Annotated in this window: 20 protein-coding genes; 8 read left to right on the forward strand and 12 right to left on the reverse strand. The window is 66.6% G+C overall.

All coding sequences use genetic code 11. From position 1 onward, the window contains the following. Positions 1 to 106: 106 nt before the first annotated feature. From istB to ACJEIK_RS04115, 6 genes are all read right to left on the reverse strand, one after another. Positions 107 to 862, reverse strand: coding sequence for an IS21-like element helper ATPase IstB (gene istB / locus ACJEIK_RS04090; RefSeq protein WP_074360265.1), 756 nt, complete (start codon positions 860 to 862; stop codon positions 107 to 109). Positions 863 to 916: 54 nt separating this feature from the next. Beyond that, a complete protein-coding gene (gene istA / locus ACJEIK_RS04095; RefSeq protein ID WP_109558051.1) occupies positions 917 to 2,461 on the reverse strand; it encodes an IS21 family transposase in 1,545 nt (514 codons plus the stop codon). A 1,500-nt stretch (positions 2,462 to 3,961) separates the two neighbouring features. Then, positions 3,962 to 5,190 (reverse strand): IS3 family transposase gene (locus tag ACJEIK_RS04100; protein ID WP_109557065.1). Its coding sequence is split into 2 segments (ribosomal slippage): positions 3,962 to 4,878 and positions 4,878 to 5,190, totalling 1,230 coding nucleotides; the frame shifts between segments, so codons are not numbered across the junction. Positions 5,191 to 5,253: 63 nt separating this feature from the next. Then, positions 5,254 to 6,687, reverse strand: a complete 1,434-nt coding sequence (locus ACJEIK_RS04105; protein WP_409431099.1) for a DUF4185 domain-containing protein — start codon at positions 6,685 to 6,687, stop codon at positions 5,254 to 5,256. A gap of 253 nt (positions 6,688 to 6,940) precedes the next feature. Next, entirely contained in the window at positions 6,941 to 7,330 is a 390-nt protein-coding gene (locus tag ACJEIK_RS04110; RefSeq protein ID WP_135357009.1) for a hypothetical protein, read from the reverse strand. 57 nt (positions 7,331 to 7,387) lie between these two features. After that, positions 7,388 to 8,239, reverse strand: coding sequence for an LLM class F420-dependent oxidoreductase (locus ACJEIK_RS04115; RefSeq protein ID WP_409431100.1), 852 nt, complete (start codon positions 8,237 to 8,239; stop codon positions 7,388 to 7,390). A gap of 185 nt (positions 8,240 to 8,424) precedes the next feature. Here ACJEIK_RS04115 and sfnG point away from each other — a divergent pair, with 185 nt between their 5' ends. The 5 genes from sfnG to purH all read left to right on the forward strand — a co-directional run bounded on the left by sfnG (position 8,425) and on the right by purH (position 14,459). Beyond that, positions 8,425 to 9,555, forward strand: a complete 1,131-nt coding sequence (gene sfnG, locus ACJEIK_RS04120) for a dimethylsulfone monooxygenase SfnG (RefSeq protein WP_071286607.1) — start codon at positions 8,425 to 8,427, stop codon at positions 9,553 to 9,555. Positions 9,556 to 9,684: 129 nt separating this feature from the next. After that, on the forward strand, positions 9,685 to 10,629 hold the full coding sequence (locus ACJEIK_RS04125; protein ID WP_409431101.1) for a DUF5336 domain-containing protein: 945 nt from the start codon (positions 9,685 to 9,687) through the stop codon (positions 10,627 to 10,629). A 76-nt stretch (positions 10,630 to 10,705) separates the two neighbouring features. Then, a complete protein-coding gene (locus ACJEIK_RS04130) occupies positions 10,706 to 12,229 on the forward strand; it encodes a DUF6350 family protein (protein WP_409431102.1) in 1,524 nt (507 codons plus the stop codon). A 9-nt stretch (positions 12,230 to 12,238) separates the two neighbouring features. Continuing rightward, entirely contained in the window at positions 12,239 to 12,889 is a 651-nt protein-coding gene (gene purN / locus ACJEIK_RS04135; protein WP_061005730.1) for a phosphoribosylglycinamide formyltransferase, read from the forward strand. 1 nt (position 12,890) lies between these two features. Continuing rightward, positions 12,891 to 14,459 (forward strand): bifunctional phosphoribosylaminoimidazolecarboxamide formyltransferase/IMP cyclohydrolase, encoded by a 1,569-nt coding sequence (purH, locus tag ACJEIK_RS04140; RefSeq protein ID WP_409431103.1) that lies wholly within the window; start codon positions 12,891 to 12,893, stop codon positions 14,457 to 14,459. Between the two features lie 63 nt (positions 14,460 to 14,522). Here the strand turns inward: purH and mqo are convergent, their stop codons facing one another. Continuing rightward, on the reverse strand, positions 14,523 to 15,941 hold the full coding sequence (gene mqo, locus ACJEIK_RS04145) for a malate dehydrogenase (quinone) (protein ID WP_082761927.1): 1,419 nt from the start codon (positions 15,939 to 15,941) through the stop codon (positions 14,523 to 14,525). An 84-nt stretch (positions 15,942 to 16,025) separates the two neighbouring features. On the opposite strand from mqo, the gene ACJEIK_RS04150 reads away from it, so the two are divergent. Then, positions 16,026 to 16,919 carry a LysR family transcriptional regulator gene (locus ACJEIK_RS04150; RefSeq protein ID WP_061005724.1) on the forward strand — a complete coding sequence of 298 codons (894 nt, stop codon included), beginning with the start codon at positions 16,026 to 16,028 and terminating at the stop codon, positions 16,917 to 16,919. Here the strand turns inward: ACJEIK_RS04150 and ACJEIK_RS04155 are convergent. Then, positions 16,916 to 17,932, reverse strand: a complete 1,017-nt coding sequence (locus tag ACJEIK_RS04155) for an alpha/beta hydrolase (RefSeq protein ID WP_064860956.1) — start codon at positions 17,930 to 17,932, stop codon at positions 16,916 to 16,918. The two genes, ACJEIK_RS04150 and ACJEIK_RS04155, sit on opposite strands and share 4 nt — an antisense overlap. A gap of 76 nt (positions 17,933 to 18,008) precedes the next feature. Here ACJEIK_RS04155 and ACJEIK_RS04160 point away from each other — a divergent pair, with 76 nt between their 5' ends. Together ACJEIK_RS04160 and ACJEIK_RS04165 are read left to right on the forward strand one after the other, a co-directional pair. Then, positions 18,009 to 19,403: a sigma 54-interacting transcriptional regulator gene (locus ACJEIK_RS04160; RefSeq protein ID WP_061005748.1), complete on the forward strand. Its 1,395-nt coding sequence runs from the start codon at positions 18,009 to 18,011 to the stop codon at positions 19,401 to 19,403. Continuing rightward, entirely contained in the window at positions 19,396 to 21,363 is a 1,968-nt protein-coding gene (locus ACJEIK_RS04165; RefSeq protein WP_409431104.1) for a VWA domain-containing protein, read from the forward strand. Before ACJEIK_RS04160 ends, ACJEIK_RS04165 begins: the two co-directional genes overlap by 8 nt. A 169-nt stretch (positions 21,364 to 21,532) precedes the next feature. Here the strand turns inward: ACJEIK_RS04165 and ACJEIK_RS04170 are convergent, their stop codons facing one another. The 4 genes from ACJEIK_RS04170 to ACJEIK_RS04185 all read right to left on the reverse strand — a co-directional run bounded on the left by ACJEIK_RS04170 (position 21,533) and on the right by ACJEIK_RS04185 (position 26,109). Then, positions 21,533 to 22,120, reverse strand: a complete 588-nt coding sequence (locus ACJEIK_RS04170) for a DUF1707 domain-containing protein (protein WP_061005718.1) — start codon at positions 22,118 to 22,120, stop codon at positions 21,533 to 21,535. A gap of 90 nt (positions 22,121 to 22,210) precedes the next feature. Then, complete coding sequence (locus tag ACJEIK_RS04175) at positions 22,211 to 22,978, reverse strand: enoyl-CoA hydratase family protein (RefSeq protein ID WP_409431105.1); 768 nt, start codon at positions 22,976 to 22,978, stop codon at positions 22,211 to 22,213. Between the two features lie 12 nt (positions 22,979 to 22,990). After that, positions 22,991 to 24,154: an acyl-CoA dehydrogenase family protein gene (locus tag ACJEIK_RS04180; RefSeq protein ID WP_406802340.1), complete on the reverse strand. Its 1,164-nt coding sequence runs from the start codon at positions 24,152 to 24,154 to the stop codon at positions 22,991 to 22,993. Further along, positions 24,151 to 26,109, reverse strand: coding sequence for an acetyl/propionyl/methylcrotonyl-CoA carboxylase subunit alpha (locus tag ACJEIK_RS04185; protein WP_409431106.1), 1,959 nt, complete (start codon positions 26,107 to 26,109; stop codon positions 24,151 to 24,153). The genes ACJEIK_RS04180 and ACJEIK_RS04185 overlap by 4 nt, the downstream gene beginning before the upstream one ends. Positions 26,110 to 26,115 lie beyond the last annotated feature (6 nt).

Below are 26,115 nucleotides of genomic sequence, written 5' to 3' on the forward strand. Positions count from 1 at the left end.
GATTGACGAAATGTGTCGTCGGTCACGTAATTCCCCAGGGGTTGCTGTCACGTAATTCCCCAGGTGTGGGCCTCGTGTTGGTCTTACCGGTCGGGGCGGGCGTTGTCTAGGTGGTGGTGCGGCCGGGTCGTTTCCGGGGTCGGTAGCTGGGTCCGTCCATGAGGACTTGGTGGCTGGTGTTGATCAGTCGGTCGAGTAGGGATTCGGCCACGACGGGGTTGGGGAACAGCGGGTACCAGTCTTTGGGGGCGCGGTTGCTGGTCAGGATGAGGGGTTTGCCAGCGATGGCCCGGTCGGAGACCAGATCGTAGAGATCGTCGGATTGGGTGGTGGTGTGCTCACGCATCGCGAAGTCATCGACGATCAGTACCAGGGGCCGGGTGTACTCGCGCATGCGCTGGCCGATGGTGCGGTCGGCGTGTCCGCCGGCAAGGTCGGCGAGCATGCGGGCGCATTTGACGAAGCGGATGTCCCCGCCGCGGCGGGCTACGTGATGTCCGAGTGCTTGTGCCACATGGGTTTTGCCGACGCCGACGGGGCCGTAGAGGATGACTGATTCGCCGGCGTCGAGCCAGCGCAGGGCGGCCAGGTCGCGCAGCATCGCGGCGGGCAGTTTCGGGTTGGCGGTGAAGTCGAAGTCTTCGAAGGTGGCCTGTTCTTCGAACTTGGCGCGGCGCAATCGCCGTGTGAGAGCGGCGGATTCGCGGCGGGCGATCTCGTCTTGACAGAGGGCTTGCAGGAATTCGAGGTGGCCGAGGCCGCCGTCGCGGGTTTGGGCGAGCCGGGCATCGAGGGTGTCGAGCATGCCGGACAGTTTCAGGGTGCGCAGCGCGGTGCGTAGCGCCGGATCACAGATAGACATGGTGGGCTTCCTTTGAAGGTTGATTATGTTGCAGCAGTGTGGAATTGGTGACGATCAGGCGATGATGCCGGTATCGGTGCCGAACTGGTCGGGGCCACGCAGAAACGCCCCCGCCGCGCCGGTGCTGGCGGGCGGTTCGTCGCCGGCGTGTTCGGTGCCGGCGGCCAGGATGCCTTTGATGGTGCGGTAGGACGGGTCACCGACGGCGATGGCGCGGGCGCACGCGGCCTCCAACCGGTCGCAGCCGTGTTTGTCGCGCAGCCCGAGCACTCCTTGCGCGGCGCGCAGATGGTGGATGGCGTTGTCGGCCATGAACGCGGCGATCACCGCGACGCAGGCCGGGCCGACCAGTTCGGCGGTGCGCCGGCACCAGGTCGGGGTTTTCATCGCGAACGCGACCTTCTCCGGCGGGTAATGGGCGAAGTCGGTCGAGCGCCCCGATGGGCGGCGCACGTGGATGGCCACCACCGCATCGGCGTGAAAGACCTGTACCACGTCGCCGGCGGTGCGGGCATGCAGGCGTTGCCCGATCAGCCGCCACGGCACCGAGTACAACGCCTTGCCGACCTTGAGGTGCGCGTCGGTGCCGACGGTGCCGATCGACCAGGTGGACAGTTCAAATACTCTGGGCGGCAACCCGATCAACGCGCTGGCTTCGATCGCTTCAAACACCCGCAACGGCGGCGCGCCCTCCAGTGCCCGACACGACCTCGCCCCGGCCACCTCGATGCTCCAGCGCTGGGCGTCGGTTTGCATCGCGGGCAGCCCGTCGAACTGGCGGCCGCGCCAGAACGAATCCCGGATGTATTGCATGGGCCGTTCGACGCGGGGTTTGTCTTTGGGTTTGAACGCCCGCGCCGGGTCGATCAGGGTGCCGTAGTGGGTGGCCAGCTCGGCATAGGCGCGGTTGATCTTCGGGTCATACAGGTCGGGTTTGTCCACCCCGGTCTTGAGGTTGTCACACACCAACCGGGCCGGGACCCCGCCGAAGAACTCGAACGCCGCGACATGGCAAGCGCACCAGGTGGTTTGGTCCATCCGGATCACCGGGCGCACGAACAGGTGCCGCGAACACGCCAACACCATCACGAACGCCCACACCGCCACCCGGCGGCCCACCGCGGGATCGAACCACATGCCCAGGCGACCGTAGTCGATCTGCGCTTCACTGCCCGGCTCGACCGGCCCGCGCGGCACGGTCACCTTCGCTCGTGCCACCTCTTCCGCGAAATGTGTTGCGATCCAACGCCGAACCGAGGACTCCGACACCGCTACCGCATGCTCGTCCCGCAACCGCTGAGCGATCGTGGCGATCGTGACATCGGCATCGAGCCAGGTCTTGATCTGGTCCCGGTGCGGTTCGATCAGCGGCCAGGTCAGCGCCCGCGCCGCAGGATCGGACAGTTCCGGGAACCACCCGCCGATCAGCTCCGACCACTGTGGCGCGGTCAGCGGCTCCGTACCCGGGCCGATACCCGCCGCGACCGCCGGAGCCAAATATTTGCGGACGGTCTTGCGGTCAATGCCCAGCGACTCCGATAACTGGACCTGCGAACGGCCCGCGTGCCAGTGGGTGAACAACTCGACCAAATCGAGCATCACGATACTTCTCCTCGCCATCAGCGCCCTTCCATCCACCATCAGATGGATGCAGAGCGAACCGGTAAACGAGGCCCACACCAGGCAGACACACCGCCCAGGGTGGGGAATTACGTGACAGCCAGGGTGGGGAATTACGTGACGGACAACCCCTCAAACCTGGGGAAATACGTGACCGCTGACAAATGGTCGTTGTTGCACGAGATTAGCGACCACTTCCTCAATCTCGACGCGTCAGAAGAGTAGGGGTTGATCGGTTGTAAGAGCGAATCCGTGATCGCCGATGCGGCATGCGGGCGTTCCGTTGTCGACGACGCCGCATACGAGGTCATTCTCGGTGCGCTTGACGACGTGACGAGTGGGTAGGAGAACCCTTGTTGGCTCAGATGTCCCAATTTCGGATGTTCCAACAGGGGCCCGGTGCGGTGATGTCCTTCATCGTGGCGGCGCTCCGCAGCTCTGCGACTATCTGCCATTGGCCGGGCTTGCCGGGCAGTGAGCCCGAGCAGTCGATTCGCGCATATTGTCGCTCGGAGTAATCGTTTGAGGCGCAGATCATTCCGCTCGGCGTCCGAAAGGAAATCCCTGCATAGCGTTGCCCGCTGCCGAAGTACGCGTACTGGTCGACCTCGATGAATTTCGAAAGGTCTGGAAACCCCGACCACTGTAGGAGGTGACGTGGTGCTTGGGGCGGTGCCCGTCGGCTGACCAGATCCGTCGGGAGTGCACGCGACCGCAGCAACGAGAATTGTTGCGGCGATGGCGTTTTCCGCCAGCGCTGACTGGCGCGGAAACCTCATCTGTTGGTCATCTCTAGAAGAGGGCCAGCTTGTCGCCCGCCGCCACGAATCCGTGCTCGCCGATGCGGCACGCAGCGGATCCGTTGTCGAGGATTCCGCATTGGACGTCGTCCTGGGCTGCATTGAGAACGTGTCGGACCGGCAATGTTGGTGGTGGAGGAGGAGGGAGTATCCCGGGGCCGGATTTGATGACGAGTTCGCCGACGCTAGCGGTGGTACCCCGCTTGATATGCAGTGCCCAGTCGTGTGCTCGTCCAGGGATGGGGCCACTGCACTCGATACGTGCCGGATCGGAACTGGTGTCTGCGTACATGGAGCAGCGCTGGCCGCTGGGGGTGCTGAATCCTAGGCCTGGATCATCATTGGTTCCAGGGGAATACATGGCGGGTCCGGCGGGCGCAAAGCTGCTGAGGTCGGGAAATGCGACGTCGCGCGGTACTGCTGGAGTGTGCGGACCTTCCTTAAACGATGAGCACCCCATAAGCGGAACTGACAGCGCAACTAGCACTGTGGCTACTCGCCTTACGCGCATGTTCAGTACGCCCCCAAATTCTTGGTGTCCGAGTTCTCGATTCGGTAGAGCGCCGTCCCGTACCGATTCCACAGTGACAGAGTGGAATCGATGGAGTCGCCGCCTGAGAAAGGCGATTGGAATGCGCCGTAGGGCCTTGCCCCCATGTAGTGGACACGGGATTTGTGGTTACGCGGCTACTGGCAGCGTAGCCGGTGTTAGGGTCCTTTCGTAGGTCGCAGGGCTGGAATAGCGGCACCGGGAGTGCCGTCGTTTGGTGTTGTAGCGAGCCAGCCAGCGGAACACTTCGCGGCGGCAGGTAGCAGCGTCGGGCCAGTGGCTGCGGTCCTGCAGGATCTCGCGTTTGAGGGCGGCGTTGAACGATTCGGCCAGCGCGTTATCGGCACTTGACCCGACGCCACCCATAGACTGGGTGACCTCCAAGTCACGGCAGAGGTTCGCGAAATCCCTTGAGGTGTACTGACTTCCGTGATCTGTGTGGAACACTGCACCGGTCAGGGAGCCGCGCAGCGCCGCAGCGGCTTTGAGGGCATCTTCGACCAGTTCGGTGCGCATGTGCTCGGCGATCGCCCACCCCGCCACCCGTCCGGAGAAGCAGTCGATCACGGTCGCCAGATACAGATTCGAACCGCTTGCCAATGGCAGGTAGGTGATGTCGCCGACGTACTTGACGTTGGGTGCCGCGGCGGTGAAGTCCCGGTTGAGCAGGTCCGGGACTTTCTGTTTGGCCGGATCCGGCGTGGTGGTCTTCACCCGTCGCCGGCGGCGGTAGCCGGCGATCCCGGCACTGCGCATGACCCGGGCCACCCGCTTGTGGTTGACCCGCTCACCGTCGGGTGCACCGTCGTTGAGTTCAGCGGTGATCCGCGGCGCCCCGTAGGTGTTGTCCTCATCGTGCACGGTGCGGATACGCGCGGCCAGCGCCTTGTCAGCGGCCTGGCGGGCGGCGCGTCCGTCGGCAGCGGCCAACCAGGCGTAGAACGATGAACGCGCAACCTCGACGACTGCGCACAGCCACTTCACCTCGAAGGTGTGCAGGTGGTCGGCGACGAACTGGAAGCGGCTCACCAGTTCGTCTCCCCGGCGAAATACTTGGCCGCCGACCGCAGAATGTCACGCTCGGTAGACAACCGAGCCTCCGTGGCGCGTAACGCCTTGTTCTCGGCCCGTAGCCGGGCCAGCTCCTGCTCTGGGGTCTCAACGCCGGGGCTCGGCTGTGCTGCTGCGGTGGGGTTGCGGTGCCTGATCGGCACCCCGGCGGCTTTGCACCACGCTGAGAGCGTCACACCGGAGATGCCGAGTTCGTCGGCGATCTGCGTGATCGTGGCGCCCTCGGTGTCTCGGTACAGCGCTACCGCGTCCCGTTTGAACTCGTCAGGGTAATTTTTCCTTGCCATCGTGGTGGATCATCTCGCTTCCCCCGCCAACCTTGCGGGATTCAGCGTGTCCAACACACGGGGTCAAGTCCCGTACGCCCCACCCTGCCGCACTACCTGAGAAGGCACAGTCCAATCTGTGCTTCCGTTGGCTGAGGAACTTGTATAGATACCGCCAGATGCGTCATTGAACGTAACCAGCACCTTGTTCTCGTAGAAGTGCACGTTTGGCTCGCCGATTCCGCTGACCCCTGGTGGCGTTTTGATGATGGGCGGACTGGCATTTGGGTCATGGCCAGTGAATGAGCTTCCGTCCCAATACTTGTATGCGGATCGGTCCGTGATTTTCTCTACGGGGACCTGGGCGGCGTGCAGCCCGTCGTTGGTACGGCCGTCCTGAGTGCCGTACATATAAACGGTCCGGCCATCTTGCGACAGGGCGAAGCTCTGTACCTGAAATGGGTTGTTGAACTTGTCGTTGTTGGGCCACGTGGCAGCTACTTTCCAGGTCTTCCCACCGTCTGTGGATTGCCAAAGATCGGCGCTACGTGTCTGCCAGGTGTTGTTGTTCCAGTTCTTCACATTCATCACAGAGGCGTACATGGTGTCTCCGACGTTGAATGTCGACGTCGGGATCGTCGAGATGTCGAGCGGATCGCCGTTCTTGTCGAGTTCCGGTGTGAATGGGTTTTTTACGACCTCATCGACGACCCATTTTCCGTGCTCGTCCATCTTCCAGTAAATGATGTTGTTGTTTCCTCCGCCACCTTCGTCTTTGGAGGGGCGTACTCCTGGCCCACCGTCCTTTGTGCCCTGGTTCATCCCCTTGCCTGTGTCGCCTTGGATCGTGAACATGCGGCCATCTGGCGTCATGCCCATGATCGACAGATCGGTATTTGGCACACCCACACCGCCCTCGCCGGTTCTTGGGTCACCAAAGCCAGCCATCGTCTGCTCGAACCCGATCTGGCCGTTGTTGAAGCTGTCTGGATCGATGCCTGGCGTGAAGCCCGGAACTGGCTTCGGGTTGTTGCCCGGAGTGTTGCCGTCCGCAATGGTTTTCAGGCTGTTGCCCAGGTTCTGATCCTGATCCATGAACGCCTTGATCATGTTCTGGGTGCATTTGGTGAAGGTAGCGGCGATGTTCTCCCAGGCCCCGCCGGTACGCGGCGGACGGGTGGTAACCACGCCGTCGTCGGCGACGTTGAACATCTGGGACACCGTGCTCACCCAGTTCAGCAGCACGTCGCGCAACGTCGCGAGGATCTGGCCGCCGGCAATCATGGCCGTCGCCATGGCGTCGGTGATCTCGTGAAAGCGGTGCTGTCGCTCGATATTTCGGTAGGTCTGCCCGCGGGCGGCGTTGGCCGCCTTGCCTTTCCAATCTTGTTCAAGTTCCTGGATGGCATGCACCTGCTTGCCGATCAACTCGTCGAGTGCTTCGGCTTTGCGCTTCAGATCTCGTCCGCCATCGACCAAAGTCAGTGGATTGGTGCCACGAATCTTCAGAATCGACACTGGCCCCACCCGTCAACCAGCCGCCCCATGACCCCCAGTCTATGGCCGCGGTCGTCTGCGACCTGACGCAAATCCAGCACCACCTCAGGGAGCTGTCGGGAAGCGAGATCGTCCGACGTCGAAGTCGCCGGCAACAAACCGTCGTTTCGCCCTGCACCAGGTCGCTAATGTGGCGACCCGCCCCGCCGATTCGGTTCGTACGATCTTCGAATTGCCTTAAGCGCGAGCCATTTCCGTCGAGAAATCTCGCGCTCTATTCGGCCTGCCGGTTCTGCAGTAGCACCACTGCCGAGTCGGACCGGGTGCAGCGCGTCTTGAACTTGCCGCTTTCGGCAAGGCATTTCCAGTTCTCGAACTCAAGGTAGTAGCCCGCAGCGCGTCCTTTTGGCGTGGCCCACCACAGTTCGCCCACCCTGCGCGCCTCGGCGCAGTCAATGTTCCTGCTGCCTCGAATGGCATGGGTTGTTTCGGTTCTGTATTGATGGACCACGCCGCAGTCCTCTTCGATCTCCGGTGGCCCCGGAGTCGTGTAGACGACCGATGGCGAGGTGCTTGTCGTGGAAGGAGCTGACACAGCCTCTTCCGTCGAACAACCGAGCAGCGGCGCACAACAAATGGCAACCACCAACACTCGTATCCGCATGGATCAATCCTGGCACGCCAGGGCGGCACTACCCGACGCCAAAGCGCCGGCGAAACCTCAGATCCCGAAGTCGCTCAGCTTCTTCGCCAGCTTCTCGACATACGCCGACACGGTCGCGTCGTCGCTGTCCGGCAACCCGAACAGCACCTCGGTCACGCCGAGCTTCTTCCAGTGCGCCAACTTGTCGGCGTCGGGCTTGAAGTCCAGCGCGACGATGGTCGGCGCACCCGAACGGCCGGCCGCGGCCCAGGTGTCCTGCAGCAGCTTGACCGGCTCGTCGATGTCGAAGTCGCGCGGCGTCGTGATCCAGCCGTCGGCCGACTTGGCGATCCACTTGAAGTTCTTCTCGGTGCCGGCAGCGCCGACCAGGATCGGCACGTGCGACTGCACGGGCTTCGGCCAGGCCCACGACGGACCGAACTTCACGAATTCACCGTCGTACTCGGCTTCTTCCTGGGTCCACAGCGCGCGCATGGCCTCCAGGTACTCGCGCAGCATGGTGCGCCGCCGGGCCGGCGGGACGTTGTGGTCCTGGAGTTCGTCTGTGTTCCAACCGAATCCGACGCCGACCGACACCCGGCCACCAGACAGGTGATCCAGCGTCGCAATCGACTTCGCGAGGGTGATCGGGTCGTGCTCGACGGGCAATGCCACCGCGGTCGACAGCCGCACCCGCGACGTCACCGCTGCGGCCGAGCCGAGCGCGACCCACGGATCCAGCGTCCGCATGTAACGGTCGTCGGGCAGCGTCTCGTCACCGGTGGTGGGGTGGGCCGCCTGGCGCTTGATCGGGATGTGCGTGTGTTCGGGCACATAGAACGTGGTGAAGCCGTGGTCGTCGGCCAGTTTGGCGGCGGCGGCGGGCTTGATGCCGCGGTCGCTGGTGAAAAGTACGAGCCCGTAGTCCATACCGTGATTAGAACGTGTTTCAGTATCGGGGCGCAAGAGGGGGTGGCGAGAAACCTGAACAAGCCGGATTACCTGGCATTATGCCGCGAAGCTGAGCCGCGAGACGCCCGTGAACCGATCCGGAGATAACTTCATCGCGAACGTTACCCACGACGGTGAGGTGCCTTGCTTGTTGACATGGGCCCATGACGACCGAACGCATCGCCGACCACGTCAAGTTCGCCTACTGGGTGCCCAACGTCAGCGGCGGCCTGGTGACCAGTGATATCGAGCAGCGGACCGACTGGAACTACGAGTACAACAAGAAGCTCGCGCAGACCGCGGAGAACAACGGCTTCGAGTACGCCCTCAGCCAGGTCCGGTACGAGGCCAGCTACGGCGCCGAATACCAGCACGAGTCAACGAGTTTCAGCCTCGCGCTGCTGCTGGCGACCGAACGCTTGAAAGTCATTGCGGCCGTTCACCCCGGCCTCTGGCAGCCGGCCGTGCTGGCCAAACTGGGCGCCACGGCAGACCACCTCTCGGGCGGCCGCTTCGCAGTCAACGTCGTATCCGGTTGGTTCAAGGACGAATTCACGCACCTGGGGGAGCCCTGGCTGGAGCACGACGAGCGCTACCGCCGCAGCGCCGAATTCCTCCAGGTGCTGCGCAAGATCTGGACCGAGGACGACGTCGACTTCCGCGGCGACTTCTACCGCATCCATGACTTCACGCTGAAGCCCAAGCCGCTCAACACCGCCGAGCGCCCCAACCCCGAACTGTTCCAGGGCGGCAACTCGAGCGCGGCGCGTCGCAACGGCGGCTATTACGCCGACTGGTACTTCTCCAACGGCAAGGACTTCGACGGTGTGACCGAGCAAGTCGTCGACGTCCGCGACCACGCCCGTCAGGTTGCCCGGGAAGTCCGCTTCGGCCTCAATGGCTTCATCATCGCGCGCGATACGGAGAAAGAGGCGAAAGAAGTCCTCCGCGAGATCGTCGCGAAGGCGAACCGGCCGGCCGTCGAAGGGTTCCGCCAGGCCGTTCAGCAGGCCCGCAACTCCACGGGCGACAAGAAGGGCATGTGGGCGGATTCGAGCTTCGATGACCTCGTGCAGTACAACGACGGTTTTCGTACCAAGTTGATCGGAACTCCGGAACAGATCGCGGAGCGGATTGCTGCCTACCGCAAACGCGGCGTCGATCTGATCCTCGGCGGCTTCCTGCATTTCCAGGAGGAAATCGAGTACTTCGGCGCCAAGGTGCTGCCGTTGGTACGGGAAATCGAGGAGGCGGAACAGGACGCCGCAGAGGGGCCGATCCGCGTCCCGGCGTGACGGGTGGGCAAGTTTGCTCGGGGCCGTCGCGGCCGGTCAGGACGCTGCTCTGTGGGCCGAACTGATGCAGGGCACCCTCAATGAAGTGCGCTAGCGTGGTTGGTCGAGTCGACCAGTACAGGAGAGGTCATGACGTACCAGCCCGGTAACTCCGGCTACCCGCCCGCCCAGCAGCCCAGCCAGTACAGCAACCAGTACGGCGGGCCGACCCAGCAGTTCAATCGTCTGCCCGAGCAGATCCCGGCTGCGCCCGCTGCGCCGGCCGGCCCGAGCAAACTGCCTGAGTACCTGACCACCGCGGTCGCGGCGCTCGGCCTGCTCATCTTCGGCTTCAACTTCGCGCCCCAGTTGGGTGCGGGAGGCCTGGATGCAGGCACCGGCAGCATCCTGACCCAGGCGCCGATCGTCGTCGCCGTGCTGGCCGCGCTGCTCGCGGGCGTCAGCCTGCTGCCCAAGCAGAAGAGCTTCAAGTCGTGGGTCGCCATCCTCGCGGTGCTGGCCCTGCTGCTGGTGATCAACGAGATCGTGCAGGCGCCCAAGGGCATCGAGGTCGAGTGGGGCCTCTACGTCGTGCTCGCGCTGTCGGTGCTGCAGGCCGGTAGTGCCGTCGCGGCGCTGCTGCTGGACGCCGGTGTCATCCAGCCGCCGGCGCCGCGTCCTCAGTCCGATCCGTACAACTACGGCGGACCGGCGCAGGGCTACAACCCGCAGGCTCAGTACTACGGCCAGCAGCCACAGCAGCAGTACGGCCAGCAGACCGGTCAGCACTACGGTCAGCAAGGCGGCTACCAGCCGCAGTCCCAGAACGGTCCCATCGGCGGCTACACCGGTGCGCAGAGCGCGTCGCAGCACGGCGCCGACTCGGGTCCGCCGACCCCTCCGACCGGATTCCCGGCGTTCGGCCAGCCGCAGCAGTCGGGCGGCCAGTCGTCGGCCCCGCAGCAGTCGGCAGGCCAGGCGCCTTCGACGTCGGAGTCTGGCGCCGGATCGTCGTCGTACGGCACGACGCCGGGCACGACAGGGTCGGGCTCCGAGCCGACGACGACCTTCCAGCAACCCCCGGCTTCGCAGTAATCGGGCGCGGCTTCGTCATAATCGCTAGGGCACTCGCGGCAGGCGGGTGACGACCTCGCGAGGAGTGACCCAGCTAGTGGATAACCGACCAGTCGGTACGCGCCAGGCGCGTGACCTGCTTCGGGTTGCTTTCGGCCCGTCGGGCATCGCCCTGGCGATCATCGCCGCGCTGGTGCTGATCCAGTTGGTCATCGCCAACAGCGACCTGACCGGTGCGTTCGGCGCGATGGCCAGCATGTGGCTGGGCGTGCACGGCGTGCCGGTGTCGATCGGCGGTGCCGAGCTCGGCGTGATGCCCCTGGCCCCGCTGCTGGCGATGGTCTGGGGCACGGCCCGCACCACAGCGGCGGCGACGCGGCCGGGCGCGTCCTGGTTCGTGGTCCGGTGGGTCGTCGCCTCGGCGCTCGGTGGACCGTTGCTGATCGCGGCGATCTCGATCGCGGTGATCCACGATGCGTCGTCGGTGCTCACGGAACTGCAGACCCCGAGTGCCCTCCAGGCGTTCGGCTGCGTCCTGGCGGTGCATGCGGTCGGTGCGGTCATCGGTGTCGGCTCGCGCCTGCAGGGACGACTGCTGACCGATGCGCACCTGCCGTACTGGCTGCCGGAGGCGTTGCGCGGAGCGGTCGCCGGTGTGTTGGCGTTGCTCGGCCTGTCGGGCTTGGTCGCGGTCGCCTCGATGGTCGTGCACTGGTCGACGATGCACGACCTGTTCGGCATCACCGATTCGGTGTTCGGCCAGCTCAGCCTGACCGTGCTGTCCGCGTTGTACATCCCGAACGTCATGGTCGGGTCTGCCGCGGTGGCTGTCGGGTCGAGTGTGCACGTGGGGCTGGCCACGTTCAGTTCTTTCACCGTGCTCGGCGGCGACGTGCCCGCCGTGCCGGTACTGGCCGCGGTGCCGTCACCTCCATTGGGTCCGGTCTGGGTGGCACTACTGATCATCGCGGCGGCCTCGGCGGTGGCGGTGGGGCAGCAGTGCTCCCGCCGCCCGGCGCCGTGGCCGATCGCCTTCGCCAAGCTGGCGGTCGCCTCGCTACTGGCTGCCGTGATGATGGTCTTGCTCGCGATCGCCGGCAGCGGTCGCCTGGGCAACTTCGGTGAGCTCGGGGTCGATCAGACGACGTTCGGGCCTGCGGTTTTCCTGTGGTTCGTCTCGATCGGCGGTCTCACGGTGGCCATGGCGGGCGGCCTGACCCGCCGCCCGGCCCGGCCGGCGCCTGTCGCGCCGGCGGCGCCCGTGGACGAGGAACCGGCTGCAGATGAACCGGCAGAGTTCGTCGACGATGACGAACCCGTGACGGAGAAGCTGATCGGTGACGTGTCGGCGGCCGCGGACGACGGGGACGACGACTCGCATTTCGCCGGTGGTCCGGCGTTCGAGCAGGCCGCTGAGACAGTGCCAGCGCCGGAGCCAGTTTCTGAGCCGGCGGCCAAACCCGCCGCACCGCGCCGACCGGCGCGTCCGGAACCTGACATGACCCCGGCGCCGGCGGAGGCCTATCAGTCCGGAACTACCGATCGCATCGGCGAGCACGTCGCCTTCGACCCTGACGAGGACCCTGAGGCGCATTTCGTCGTCGACGACGACGGCCACTAGGCTGCTCCCGTGCAGCAACCGGTTCACGTGCCCCCGACTGCGCCGGCGCGGCTCGTCGTCCTGGCGTCCGGGACCGGCTCGCTGTTGGAATCGGTGCTGGCCGCGGCGGTCGGCGAGTACCCGGCCCGGGTAGTGGCAGTGGGTACGGATCGCGAATGCCGGGCGCTGGAGGTCGGCGCGGCAGCCGGCGCGGCGACGTTCACGACCCAGTTGCGCGACCATGCCGACCGGGCCGCCTGGGACGTCGCATTGACCGAAGCCGTCGCAGCCCACGAGCCGGATCTGGTGGTGTCGGCGGGGTTCATGAAGATCCTCGGCCCCACGTTTCTCGGGCGTTTTCAGGGACGGGTACTGAACACCCACCCGGCGCTGCTGCCGTCGTTTCCGGGAGCACATGCGGTGTCCGAAGCCCTCGCATACGGGGTGCGGGTCACCGGCAGCACGGTGCACCTGGTGGATGCCGGTACCGATACCGGGCCGATCCTGGCGCAGGAACCGGTTGCGGTGCTCGAAAGCGACGACGAATCGTCGCTGCATGAGCGGATCAAGGTCGTCGAACGACGGCTGCTGGTAGATGTGATCGCCGCGGTGGCCCTCCGCGGTGTGACGTGGAGTGGGCGAAAGGCGGCCATCGGGTGCCGCGAAGGTGAGGAGCAATAGGATGACGCGACGACCGATTCGGCGCGCGCTGATCAGCGTGTACGACAAGACCGGCCTGGCTGAGCTGGCTCGCGGGCTGCACGAGGCCGGCGTGACCCTGGTGTCGACCGGCTCGACAGCGAAAACCATTGCTGCCGAGGGAATTCCCGTGACTCCGGTCGAAGAGGTCACCGGTTTCCCGGAGGTGCTGGACGGCCGGGTCAAGACGCTGCACCCGCGCGTGCACGCCGGTCTGCTGGCCGACACCCGCAAGGCGGAGCACCTAGCCGCGCTCGATGAGCTCGGTGTCGAGGCATTCGAACTCGTTGTGGTGAACCTGTATCCGTTCACGCAGACCGTGGCGTCGGGCGCGTCGGAGGACGAGTGCGTCGAGCAGATCGACATCGGCGGTCCGTCGATGGTCCGCGCCGCGGCGAAGAACCACCCGAGCGTCGCCGTCGTCGTGGACCCGCTGGGGTACGACGGCGTGCTGGCGGCCGTCCGGGAGGGTGGCTTCACGCTCGACGAGCGGAAGAAGTTGGCGTCGTTGGCATTCCGGCACACCGCCGAGTACGACGTGGCCGTCGCATCCTGGATGGGCTCCGTGCTGGTGCCCGGCGACGACGAGGCATCGGCCGCCGGCATGCCGGCCTGGCTGGGTTCGACCTGGCGTCGCAGTGATGTGCTGCGCTACGGCGAGAACCCGCACCAGAAGGCCGCGCTCTACAGCGACGACGCCGGCTGGCCGGGGCTCGCTCAGGCTGAGCAGCTGCACGGAAAAGAGATGTCCTACAACAACTTCACCGATGCCGATGCGGCGTGGCGGGCGGCGTTCGACCACGAGGACATCTGTGTGGCGATCATCAAGCACGCCAACCCGTGTGGCATTGCGGTGTCGTCGATCTCGGTTGCCGATGCGCACCGCAAGGCGCACGAGTGCGACCCGCTGAGCGCGTTCGGTGGCGTCATCGCGGCCAACACCGCGGTGACCGAGGAGATGGCCGAGACGGTCGCGGACATCTTCACCGAGGTGATCGTCGCTCCTGCCTTCGAACCGGGCGCCGTCGAAATCCTGAGCCGTAAGAAGAACATTCGCATCCTGGTGGCGTCGGAGCCGCAGCCCGGCGGCACCGAGTTCCGTCAGGTCAGCGGTGGTCTGCTGGTGCAGCAGCGTGACGCGCTGGATGCCGCGGGCGACGACCCCGCCAACTGGACTCTCGCGACCGGCAGCCCGGCCGACCCGGAGACGTTGGCCGACTTGGTGTTTGCGTGGCGTGCGTGCCGCGCGGTGAAGTCGAACGCCATCGTGGTGGCCACCAATGGCGCCACCGTCGGTGTCGGCATGGGCCAGGTGAACCGCGTCGACGCGGCGCGGCTCGCGGTGGAGCGGGGCGGTGACCGGGTTCGCGGCGCTGTGGCTGCCTCCGATGCCTTCTTCCCGTTCCCCGACGGTCTGGAGACCCTGACCAATGCCGGTGTGAAAGCCATTGTGCACCCGGGTGGTTCGGTCCGAGACGACGAAGTGACCGCTGCCGCCGCTGCCGCGGGCATCACGCTGTACCTGACCGGGGCGCGACACTTCGCCCACTAGGTCTTGCCGGCTGAATGGCCAGGTCTGCGCGGAGGCGATCCGTGCAGACCTGGCCATCGGCTTTCAGAGGCTGAGCAGCGCGGCGGTGTCGCGCGCCGCCAGGGCGTCGTCCATGCGTGCCTGCCAGGACGTGCCCCAGCGCGCGGGGAAACACCGCTGCAGGAGCTCGAGCATGATCGGCACGGCGGTCGAGGCTCCCGGCGATGCGCCGAGCAGCCCCGCGATGGTGCCGTCGGCCGACGTGACCAGTTCGGTCCCGGACCGCAAGGCGCCGATACGTTCGGGGTCCGGGGTGACCAGCTGGGCCCGCTGTCCCGCCGGCACCAGCTCCCAGTCGCGGGGGTCGGCGTCCGGGTAGAACCGCTGCAGCTGTTTGATCTTGCCGCCGAACGGCGTGAGCAACTCACCGATCAGGTAGCGCACCAGCGACAGGCTCTGCGCGGCCGCGGCGGCCAGCACATGCAGGTTGTGCCACCGCAGCGTGGTGAAGAAGTCGGTGAGCTTGCCGCCCTTGAGTAGCTTGGTGCTGAATGTCGCATACGGACCGAACATGAGGTACTCGTCGCCGTCGACGACGCGTTTGTCCAAGTGCGGCACCGACATCGGCGGGGCTCCTATCGCGGCCTGGCCGTACACCTTGGCGTCGTGCCGTGCCACGACGTCGGGTTTCGCGCACCGCAGGAACGCGGCGCCGACGGGCAGCACGCCGTAGCCCCGGACTTCGGGGATGTGCGCGCGCTGCAGCAGGCGGAGGGCGAATCCGCCGGCTCCGACGAACACATGGCGTGCCCGCAGCTGAAACCTGTTGTGCGAGTCCGTACACCGGCCGCTGACCAACCAGGTGTTATCCGGGTCCTGGTGCAGTCGGCGCACGTCGTGGCCGAGCCGTACCTCGCCGCCATTCGAGGTGATGATGCGGGTCAGTCCGCGGGTGAGTGCCCCGAAATCGACGTCGGTACCGCCGGGGTGCCGGGTGGCCGCAATCGGTTGCGCCGGATCTCGGCCGGCCATCACCAGCGGGGCCCATTCGGCGACTTTGGCGGGATCGTCGCTGAACTCGAGATCGGCGAAAAGCGGATCGGCACTGAGGGTTTCGAAGCGTCGTCGTAGGTAGGCCACGTCGCGGTCGCCGAACACCACATCCATGTGCGGCGTGCCGTGGACGAAAGTCGCCGGGTCCAGCAGGCCCTGCTCGACCAGGTATGCCCACCAGCGGCGGGACACCTGGAATTGTGCGGCGATTTCGGCCGGCGCCGAGCCGTCTTCGGGGTCTGGCATGTAGTTGAGCTCGCAATAGCCGGAGTGGCCGGTGCCGGCGTTGTTCCACGGCCCACTGCTCTCCGTGGCGATGTCCGATGCCCGCTCCACCAACACGATGCGCCACTGCGGCTCCAGCGTGCTGATCATGGCGCCGAGGGTGGCGGACATGATGCCGCCACCGATGAGGACGACGTCGGCGACTTCGGGTTCAACGGTGTTCATGGTTGCTCCTTGTCTCGTTGACTCCAGCATCACTCGCGCCGATTCGATCCGTCCAATGAATGTTCTGGTGATTACCATCCGAATATGGATCAATGGATGAGCCTGCTGGCGCCACAGCTGCGGGCGCTCGAAGAGCTGGACTCGCAGGGCGGACACATGACCCGAGCTGCCGACAGCCTGGGGATTCCACAGTCGTCGATGAGTCGGCGCATCCACGCGTTGGAGAAGACACTCGGCGTCCGGCTGCTTACCCAGGAAGGGCGGACAGTACGCCTGACACCGGTGGCGGTGCAGCTGGCCGAGCAGGTGCGGCGCCCGTTGCATCAACTCGAGGCGACGGTCGAGATCATCGCCGGGGAAGCCGACCCCGAGCACGGCACCGTCCGGTTCGGCTTCCCTCTGACGATGGGGGCCGGCGCGGTGCCGAACCTGCTCACCGAATTCCACCGGCGCGCACCGGGAATCCGGCTGCAGATCAAACAGGCACACGGCAGTGAACTCACCGCGGACCTGAAAGCCGGGGCGCTTGACGTCGCGGTGGTGATCCCGCCGCCGGACGGTGTCGAGCATGTGGTGATCGGCGGCCAACCGATCCGGGCCGTGTTACCGGCGGCTCATCCGCTCGCTGCCCGTCGCCGTCTGCGGCTGGACGAACTGCGCGACGAGACCTTCATCGCCAACCCGGCCAGCTATCACTTGCGTCAGGCAACTGAAAGCTGGTGCCGCGATTCGGGATTCGTGCCCCACGTGCCAGTGGAGATCACGGAGTTCTCGACCATCCGCGAGTTGGTCGGCCGTGGCATGGGTATCGCGTTGCTACCGCACGACGAGCACACCTCACGTAAGGTCCGCGAAATCCCGTTGTCGCCCAACAGCTATCAGCGTCAGATCGCGCTGGCGTGGGCGCCGACCGCAGGCACTCCCGCCGCGCGCAGGTTGCTCACTTTCCTGCGTGCAGAATGGTCGACCACCGGTTAGGACGCGACCTCGCCGGGCTGGTGCTGCGTGGTGGCGTATTCGAAGAAGTCCACGATCTCGTCGACGGCCTTACGGGCATCCGGGTTGACGTCGAAGCTCAGCTGGAACATGTGCATCGCCTTGTCCCACACCTGAACCCAGGCGAGCGCCCCGGCGGCGCGCAAGGCGTCGGCGAGTGCGAACGAGTCGTTGCGCAGCATCTCGTTGTTGCCGACCTGCAGGAGCGTCGGTCCCAGGCCGTGCAGGTCGGCCTCGGTGGGCATCTCCGGTACCGGGTGGGTGCCGTTCTTGGTCGCGAAGACGTCGTAGAGGTACTTCACCGCCATGAACGGGAACAGCACGTCGCGGTGTTCGAGCATCGCGTTGTACTTCAGGTTCATGTCGGACGACGTCAGCGGTGACAGCAGAATCTGGCCGGCGGGCACCTGCAGGCCGGCGTCACGCACCGCGAGCGCGGTGCCGGTCGCGATCAGGCCGCCGGCGGAGTCGCCCGCGAACACGATCTTCTCCGCGTCGACGCCGGCGGCGAGCACCATGCGGTAGGCGCACACGCCGTCGGCGATGGCGTCCTCGATCAGGGCCTGCGGTGCCAGTCGGTAGCCGACGTTCAGGACCCGGGCGCCGGTCGCGGCCGACAGCTTGCTGGCCCAGCGCCGGTGTGAGTTCAGACCGAGGGTGATCAGCGCCGAACCGTGGAAGTAGATGATCACGCGATCGGAACCCTGTGCGCGCGGCGCGACGATCCATTCGGCGTCGCAGTCGTCCAGCCTGATCGGTGTCACCGTGGTGCCGGGCAGCGCGCGGAACGCGCGGAACGGCCCGTCGATGATGTCGTAGCGGCCCCGCTGCACCAGTTCCGGATGGAACCGGTTGACCACCATGCCGATGAGCGTGAGCAGGGCAATTACCGGTCGGACGAACACCGCGGTCAAACCGCCGAGCAGTCGGCTCTGCCACGCGGCGGGGCCGAACTCGAGGTCGGTGGGGCGGTGAGTCCAGTCGAGCGAGTTCACGATACCGAGGGTACTGGGTAAAGCTCCGGAGCCCAAGGGGCTGCCGCTCACCGTGCACCGTCGTAGCGTGGAGGTCGTGACATCACCTAACGACCTTCCAGCCGACCTGCCCAGGACCGTCGGCGAACTCAAGGCCTCGGGCCACCGCGAGCGGGGCATCAAGACCGAGATCCGCGAGAACCTGCTGGCAGCACTGGCTGACGGCGACGACGTCTGGCCCGGCATCTTCGGCTTCGAGGACACCGTCCTGCCGCAGCTGGAGCGCGCGCTGATCGCCGGGCACGACATCGTGCTGCTCGGCGAGCGCGGGCAGGGCAAGACCCGCCTGCTGCGCGGCCTGGTCGGTCTGCTGGACGAGTGGACGCCCGTCATCGCGGGCTCGGAGCTGGGCGAGCACCCCTACTCGCCGATCACGCCCGAGTCGATCCGCCGGGCCGCGGACTCCGGCGACGACCTGCCGATCACCTGGCAACACCGCAGCGAGCGCTACTTCGAGAAGCTGGCGACGCCCGACACCAGCGTCGCCGACCTCGTCGGCGACATCGACCCCATCAAGGTGGCCGAGGGACGCAGCCTGGGCGACCCGGAGACCATCGCCTACGGCCTCATCCCGCGCGCGCACCGCGGCATCGTCGCGATCAACGAGTTGCCCGACCTCGCCGAGCGCATCCAGGTCGCCATGCTCAACGTGATGGAGGAGCGCGACATCCAGGTGCGTGGCTACACCCTGCGACTGCCGCTGGATGTGCTCGTGGTGGCCAGCGCCAACCCCGAGGACTACACCAACCGTGGCCGCATCATCACGCCGCTGAAGGACCGCTTCGGCGCCGAGATCCGCACCCACTACCCGCTGGAGCTCGACGCCGAGGTCGGCGTCATCAAGCAGGAAGCGCACCTGGCCGCCGAGGTCCCGGAGTACCTGTTGCAGATCCTGGCCCGGTTCGCCCGGTACCTGCGCGAGTCGCAGTCGATCGATCAGCGCTCCGGCGTCTCGGCCCGTTTCGCGATCGCGGCGGCCGAAACCGTCGGCGCCGCGGCCCAGCACCGCTCCGCGATTCTGGGTGAACAGGATCCGGTCGCCCGGGTGGTCGATCTGCAGACCATCATCGGCGTGCTGCGCGGCAAGCTGGAATTCGAGTCGGGTGAGGAAGGCCGCGAGCAGGCCGTCCTGGAGCACCTGCTGCGGCGGGCCACCGCGGACACCGCGCAACGGCTGCTCGGCGGCATCGACGTCGGTTCCCTGGTCGTTGCGGTGGAAGGCGATTCGCCGGTCACGACGGGCGAGCGGGTGTCGGCCAAGGACGTGCTGGCCGCGCTGCCGGACCTGCCGGTGATCGACGCGATCGCCGACCGGTTGGGCGCGCAGTCCGACGGCGAGCGGGCGGCGGCCGTCGAGCTGGCGCTGGAAGCGCTGTACCTGGCCAAGCGCATCGACAAGACCTCCGACGACGGCGAAACGGTATATGGCTAAACACCTCTCGCGGTATTCGCGCTACACCGGCGGGCCCGACCCGCTGGCGCCTCCGGTCGACCTGCGGGAGGCACTGGAGCAGATCGGACAGGACGTCATGGAGGGCGCGTCGCCCCGACGCGCGCTGTCCGAGCTGCTGCGCCGGGGTACCCAGAACATGCGCGGCGCCGACCGGCTGGCCGCCGAGGCCAACCGGCGCCGTCGGGAGTTGCTGTCGCGCAACAACCTTGACGGCACGCTGCAGGAGATCAAGAAGCTGCTCGACGAGGCCGTGCTCGCCGAGCGCAAGGAACTGGCCCGCGCGCTCGACGACGACGCGCGGTTCGGTGAACTGCAGTTGGAGTCGCTGTCGCCGTCGCCGGCCAAGGCGGTGCAGGAACTATCCGAATACGACTGGCGCTCGGCGGAAGCCCGGCAGAAGTACGAGCAGATCAAGGATCTGCTGGGCCGGGAGATGCTGGACCAACGGTTCGCCGGCATGAAGGATGCGCTGCAGAACGCCACCGACGAGGATCGTCAGGCCGTCAACGACATGCTCGACGATCTGAACAACCTGCTGGAGAAGCACTCCAACGGTGAAGACACCCAGCAGGATTTCCAGGATTTCATGGCCAAGCACGGCCAGTTCTTCCCGGAGAACCCGCAGAACGTCGACGAGTTGCTCGACTCGCTGGCCAAGCGTGCCGCGGCCGCACAGCGGTTCCGCAACAGCCTGTCACCCGATCAGCGCGCCGAGTTGGATGCGTTGGCGCAGCAGGCATTCGGATCACCGTCACTGATGAACGCGCTCGATCGGCTCGATGCCAACCTGCAGGCCGCCCGCCCGGGGGAGGACTGGACCGGCGAGCGGAGTTTCACCGGAAACAACCCGCTCGGGATGGGCGAGGCCGCGCAGGCGATGGAAGACATCGCGGAGTTGGAACAACTGGCGGAACAGCTCTCGCAGAGCTACGCCGGTGCCCAGATGGACGACGTCGATCTGGACATGCTGGCCCGGCAACTGGGCGACGAGGCCGCCGTCGACGCTCGTGCCCTGGCGGAACTGGAACGCACCCTGATGAATCAGGGCTTCCTGGACCGCGGTTCCGACGGGCAGTGGCGGTTGTCGCCGAAGGCGATGCGGCAGCTGGGCCAGGCGGCGCTTCGCGATGTGGCACAACAGCTTTCGGGTCGCCACGGTGAGCGGGACACCCGTCGCGCCGGTGCCGCCGGTGAACTGACCGGCGCCACCCGGCCGTGGCAGTTCGGCGACACCGAGCCCTGGAACGTCACCCGTACCTTGACCAACGCGGTACTGCGGCAGGCTGGTACGCGCGAGGACGGGCCCCTGCGGATCACCGTCGATGACGTCGAGATCTCGGAAACCGAGACCCGCACCCAGGCCGTGGTGGCGCTGTTGGTGGACACCTCGTTCTCGATGGTCATGGAGAACCGGTGGCTGCCGATGAAGCGCACCGCGCTGGCGCTCAATCACCTGGTGAGTACCAGGTTCCGGTCAGATGCGTTGCAGATCATCGCATTTGGCCGGCATGCCCGCACGGTCTCGGCGGCTGAACTCACCGGACTGGAAGGCGTGTACGAGCAGGGCACCAACCTGCACCACGCGCTGTTGCTCGCCGGCCGGCATCTGCGGCGTCATCCCAACGCGCAGCCTGTGGTGCTCGTCGTCACCGACGGCGAGCCGACGGCCCACCTCGAGCAATACCGCAACGGGACCGAGACGTTCTTCGACTACCCGCCGCACCCGCGCACCATCGCCTTCACGGTGCGCAGCTTCGACGAGGTGGCCCGGCTGGGCGCGCAGACCACGATCTTCCGGTTGGGTAGCGATCCCGGCCTGGCGCGGTTCATCGACCAGGTGGCCCGGCGCGTCGAAGGTCGCGTCGTGGTGCCCGAGCTCGACGGGCTGGGTGCCGCGGTGGTCGGTGACTACCTGCGGTCGCGGCGTCGTCGTCGCTGACGCGCACTCGAACCTGTGCAGGACGCGCACGCTCGTCGCCCGCGAGTGGCCCGAAAATGTACGCCGATCACGGCGTGTCGCGGTACAAACACGGCCGCTCGCGGAAAGGGGCTAGCTCGCGGGAAGGGGCTAACTAGCGGGAAAAGGGGTTAGCTCGCGGAGAGATGGGTCAGTCGGCGGGCGGGGGCTTGCGCTTCTTGGACTTGATGCCGACGCGGCCCCACAGTGAGAAGCCGCGGATGGTGACGCGCGGGGCGCCGGGCGTGCCCTGCTGTCCGAGGTGGTCGAACGCGCCCATGACACCGACACCGTGCACGTCGACGTTGACCTCCGGCGGCAGCAGGATGGTCTGCCCGCCGAAGATCGAGTAGGAGTGGATCTCGACATCCGGTGACGTGAAATCGGCGTACCGCAGATCGATGACGCCACCGCCGAAGAGCGAGAACGACGTCAGCCGCTGCGGGACGTTCCAGCGTCCCCGTCGTTCGAATCCGCTCATGATCGCCAGCAACAGCGTCGAGGGCGCGGGATGGCATTCGCCGCCCGTTTCCCACGGCGCGGTGGTGATGTACGGCAGGTCTGCACTCAACTTCGACAGTTCGGCGTACGTCTGCGCCGAATAGGCGCGGTTGAGCCTGTCCTCGTACTCGGACATCGGGAGCCGTCCCTGGGCGGCCGCATCGCTGAGGAGGTGAGCGACCTGGATCCGGTCGGTATCGGCGGCGCGCATCTGTGCGCGCGAACCTGGGGTGCTCATCAACTCAAGCCTACGACGATCACAGCGACTTGCAAGGCTGTTGAGGCAAACTGTGGCCGCATCGACGTCCCATCCGTTACGGGATGTGGATCACTTATTCCAGTTCGGCTGCCGCTTCTGGAGGAAGGCCATCATGCCTTCGCGAGCCTCGTCGGAGACGAACAACTCCGCCGATTGCTTGGCCAGCTTCTCGGCATCGCGGTCGAAGTCAGCCAGTATCGCGGCCGTGGTCAGCGCCTTCGATGCGGCCAGGCCCTGCGGCGAGCCCTTGGTGATCTCGTCGGTCAGTTTCGCCACCGCGGCCGGCACGTCGTCGGTCGCCACCGTCACCAGACCGATCCGTTCGGCCTCCTCGGCGCCGAACTTCTCGCCGGTCACGAAGTAGCGGCCGGCCGCGCGGGCCGTCATCTTCGGCAGCAGCGTCAGCGAGATGATCGACGGCGCCACCCCGATCCGGGCCTCGGTCAACGCGAAGGTGCTGGCGGTGCCTGCGACCACCAGGTCGCACGCACCGATCAGCCCCATACCGCCGGCCCGGACGTGACCGTCGACCGCCGCGATCACCGGAATGGGCAACTCCAGGATCGAGCGCAGCAGCCGCGCCGCCTCCAGGGCGCGAGCGGTGGCCAGGTCGCCGGGGTCGCGCCCCGCGGCTTCACTCAGATCGGCCCCGGCGCAGAACGTGCCGCCGGTGTGGCCGAGCACCACGACCCGCACGCCCGGATCGTCCGCAGCATCGGTGAGGCCCTGCCGCAACTGGTCCACCAGCGCGGTCGACATCGCATTGCGGTTGTGCGGTGAGTCCAGCGTCAGCCGGGCGACACCGTTTTCGACGGAGTAGTGGACCAGTGCGGTCATGAGACTTTCCTGTCAGTACGAGCGCGGCAGACCCAGCGAGGTCTGCGCCACGAAGTTAAGCACCATCTCACGGCTGACCGGAGCGATGCGCGCCAGTCGCGACGCCGTGACCGCGGCGGCGATGCCGTACTCCTTCGTCAGGCCGTTGCCGCCGAGCGACTGCACGGCCTGGTCGACCGCGCGGACCGAGGCCTCGCCTGCGGCGTACTTGGCCATGTTGGCGGCTTCGGCGGCACCGAAGTCGTCACCGGCGTCGTACAGCGTGGCGGCCTTCTGCATCATCAGCTTGGCCAGCTCGAGCTCGATGTGGATCTGAGCCAGCGGGTGCGAGATGCCCTGGTGCGAACCGATCGGCACCTTCCAGACCTGACGGGTCTTGACGTACTCGGTCGCGGTGCGGATCGCGAGTCGACCGGTGCCGACGGCCATGGCCGCACCGATGATCCGCTCCGGGTTCAGGCCCGCGAACAGCTGCGCGATCGCGGCGTCCTCGGAGCCGACGAGCGCGTCGGCGGGCAGCCGCACCTCGTCCAGGAACACCTGGAACTGGCTCTCGGGGCTGATGATCTCCATCTCGATCTTGGTCCAGCTCAGGCCCGGTGCATCGGTTGGGACCACGAACAGTGCCGGCTTGAGGTTGCCGGTCTTGTGGTCCTCGGTGCGCCCGACGACCAGCACGGCGTCGGCCTGGTCGATACCGGAGATAAAGACCTTCTGGCCGGACAGGATCCAGTCGCCGCCGTCGCGGCGCGCCGTCGTGGTGATGCGGTGGCTGTTGGAGCCGGCATCGGGTTCGGTGATCGCGAACGCCATGGTGAACGAGCCGTCCGCGAGGCCCGGGACCCAGCGCTTCTTCTGCTCCTCGGTGCCGTACTTCGAGATGATGGTGCCGTTGATGGCCGACGAGACCACCATCATCAGCAGCGGACAGCCATTGGCAGCCATCTCTTCCATGACCAGGCTCAGCTCGTACATGCCGGCGCCACCGCCGCCGTACTCCTCGGGCATGTTGACGCCGAGGAAGCCCAATTTGCCTGCCTCGGACCACAATTCGTCGGTGTGCTGTCCGGCGCGGGCCTTCTCCAGGAAGTAGTCCTGGCCGAATTTCGACGCCATGGCGACGACGGCCTCACGAAGCGCCTTGCGCTCGTCGGTTTCGATGAAAGACACGGTCATTCTCCTTCGGGGGTTTCTACGCGGGCCAGCACAGCGCCGACATCGACCTGCTGGCCGGGTTGCACGTTGAGTTCGGTGAGCACACCGGAATCCGGTGCGGCGATCGTGTGTTCCATTTTCATGGCTTCCAGCCAGATCAGCGGCTGGCCGGCCGTGACCGCGTCGCCGACGGCCGCGCCGACCCGGACCACCAGCCCAGGCATCGGGGCCAGCAGGGAGCCTTGGGCCACCGCGGAGTCCGGGTCGGGGAACCTCGGCTGAGCGACGAGGTGCACAGCACCGGCGGGGGAGTCGACGAACACGTCGGCGTCGTAACGCGCGACGTCGAACGACCGCTCAACTCCGTTGACCGACAACACCACCCGAGCCGGGTCGGTGGTCACCACGGTGACGTCGTCCCGGTCGGGCAGGTCGACGCCGTCGCGGGTGAACCGGTACCGCACCTGGTGCTCCGCCCCGGCCGCGTCGGTGTACGAACGGTTCTGGTAGCCCGACGCGAGGTTCCGCCAGCCGCTCGGCGCGGCGGCGAAAACCGTTGCCGTGGCCCGGTTGTGCGCGGCGTCGGCAAGGGCCGCGGCGACAGCGGCCAGCGTGACGTCGGTGTCCGCCGGGGCCGCCAGCTCGGCCAGTCCGTGCGTGTCGAAGAACGCGGTGTCGGTGTCACCGGCCAGGAAAGCGGGGTGCCGCAACACGTTCACCAGCAGGTCGCGGTTGGTGCGCAGGCCGTGGATGCGGGCCCGGGACAGCGCGTCGGCGAGGATCGCCGCCGCCCGGTCGCGGGTCGGTGCGAACGAGATGACCTTGGCCAGCATCGGGTCGTAGAACACCGACACCACCGAACCGTCGACGATGCCGGAGTCGACGCGCGTGCCGGCTCGGCCCAAGAGACTGAACTCGGTCCGGACGCCCGGTACCTCGAAGCGGTGCACTGTGCCGGCCTGCGGCTGCCAGTCCTTGGCCGGGTCCTCGGCGTAGAGCCGGGCCTCGATCGAATGTCCTTGCGTTGCTGGCGGTTCCGCGGCGAGTGCACCACCGTCGGCCACGTCCAGCTGCAGTTCGACCAGATCGAGTCCGGTGGTCTCCTCGGTGACCGGGTGCTCGACCTGCAGGCGGGTGTTCATCTCCAGGAAGAAGAAGTCGCCATTGGCGTCGGACATGAACTCGACGGTGCCGGCGCCGGTGTACCCGATCGCCGTGGCCGCCAACCGGGCCGCCTCGAACAGCTTGGCGCGCATGCCCGGGGTCCGCTCCACGAGCGGGGACGGCGCCTCCTCGATGACCTTCTGGTGCCGCCGCTGGATGGAACACTCGCGTTCGCCGACGGCCCAGACGGTGCCGTGCGCGTCGGCCATGACCTGCACCTCGATGTGGTGGCCGCTGGCCAGGTAGCGCTCGCAGAACACCGTCGGGTCGCCGAACGCGGACTGTGCTTCGCGCTGCGCCGCCGCGACTTCCGCCGGCAGCGCCGACAATTCGCGGACCACACGCATGCCGCGACCGCCGCCGCCGGCTGACGCCTTGATCAGCACCGGCAGCTGGTCGGCGGTGACGGTGTCGGGGTCCAGCTCGGTCAGCACCGGAACACCGGCCGCCGACATCAGCTTCTTGGCCTCGATCTTCGAGCCCATGGCCTGCACGGCGGCCACCGGCGGGCCGATCCAGGTCAGCCCGGCATCCTGCACCGCGGCCGCGAAATCCGGGTTCTCCGAGAGGAATCCGTATCCGGGATGGATGGCGTCGGCGCCCGACGCCTTGGCCGCGGCGATCAGCTGGGCGGCGTCGAGATATCCGGTGCGGCCGTCCAGGCGCGCCCGGTCGTCGGCCTCGGCGACGTGCGGTGCGGCCGCGTCGGGATCGGTGTACACCGCGACGGTGCTGATACCGAGGCGGCGGCAGGTGGCGAATACCCGGCGAGCGATCTCGCCGCGGTTGGCGACAAGGACTTTCGTGATCATCTGGCT

The sequence above is a fragment of the Mycobacterium sp. SMC-16 genome (assembly GCF_046250085.1).
GTDB classification, from domain to species: Bacteria; Actinomycetota; Actinomycetes; order Mycobacteriales; family Mycobacteriaceae; genus Mycobacterium; species Mycobacterium phocaicum.

Bases quoted from the DNA above. Each gene is read 5' to 3' on its own strand.
- mqo (WP_082761927.1), bottom strand. From the start codon at position 15,941: ATGAACACCGTTGAACCCGAAGTCGCCGACGTCGTCCTCATCGGTGGC.
- istA (WP_109558051.1), bottom strand. From the start codon at position 2,461: ATGCTCGATTTGGTCGAGTTGTTCACCCACTGGCACGCGGGCCGTTCG.
- ACJEIK_RS04125 (WP_409431101.1), top strand. From the start codon at position 9,685: ATGACGTACCAGCCCGGTAACTCCGGCTACCCGCCCGCCCAGCAGCCC.
- ACJEIK_RS04175 (WP_409431105.1), bottom strand. From the start codon at position 22,978: ATGACCGCACTGGTCCACTACTCCGTCGAAAACGGTGTCGCCCGGCTG.
- ACJEIK_RS04170 (WP_061005718.1), bottom strand. From the start codon at position 22,120: ATGAGCACCCCAGGTTCGCGCGCACAGATGCGCGCCGCCGATACCGAC.
- ACJEIK_RS04150 (WP_061005724.1), top strand. From the start codon at position 16,026: ATGGATCAATGGATGAGCCTGCTGGCGCCACAGCTGCGGGCGCTCGAA.
- ACJEIK_RS04185 (WP_409431106.1), bottom strand. From the start codon at position 26,109: ATGATCACGAAAGTCCTTGTCGCCAACCGCGGCGAGATCGCTCGCCGG.
- istB (WP_074360265.1), bottom strand. From the start codon at position 862: ATGTCTATCTGTGATCCGGCGCTACGCACCGCGCTGCGCACCCTGAAA.
- purH (WP_409431103.1), top strand. From the start codon at position 12,891: ATGACGCGACGACCGATTCGGCGCGCGCTGATCAGCGTGTACGACAAG.
- ACJEIK_RS04110 (WP_135357009.1), bottom strand. From the start codon at position 7,330: ATGCGGATACGAGTGTTGGTGGTTGCCATTTGTTGTGCGCCGCTGCTC.
- ACJEIK_RS04115 (WP_409431100.1), bottom strand. From the start codon at position 8,239: ATGGACTACGGGCTCGTACTTTTCACCAGCGACCGCGGCATCAAGCCC.
- ACJEIK_RS04180 (WP_406802340.1), bottom strand. From the start codon at position 24,154: ATGACCGTGTCTTTCATCGAAACCGACGAGCGCAAGGCGCTTCGTGAG.
- ACJEIK_RS04165 (WP_409431104.1), top strand. From the start codon at position 19,396: ATGGCTAAACACCTCTCGCGGTATTCGCGCTACACCGGCGGGCCCGAC.
- sfnG (WP_071286607.1), top strand. From the start codon at position 8,425: ATGACGACCGAACGCATCGCCGACCACGTCAAGTTCGCCTACTGGGTG.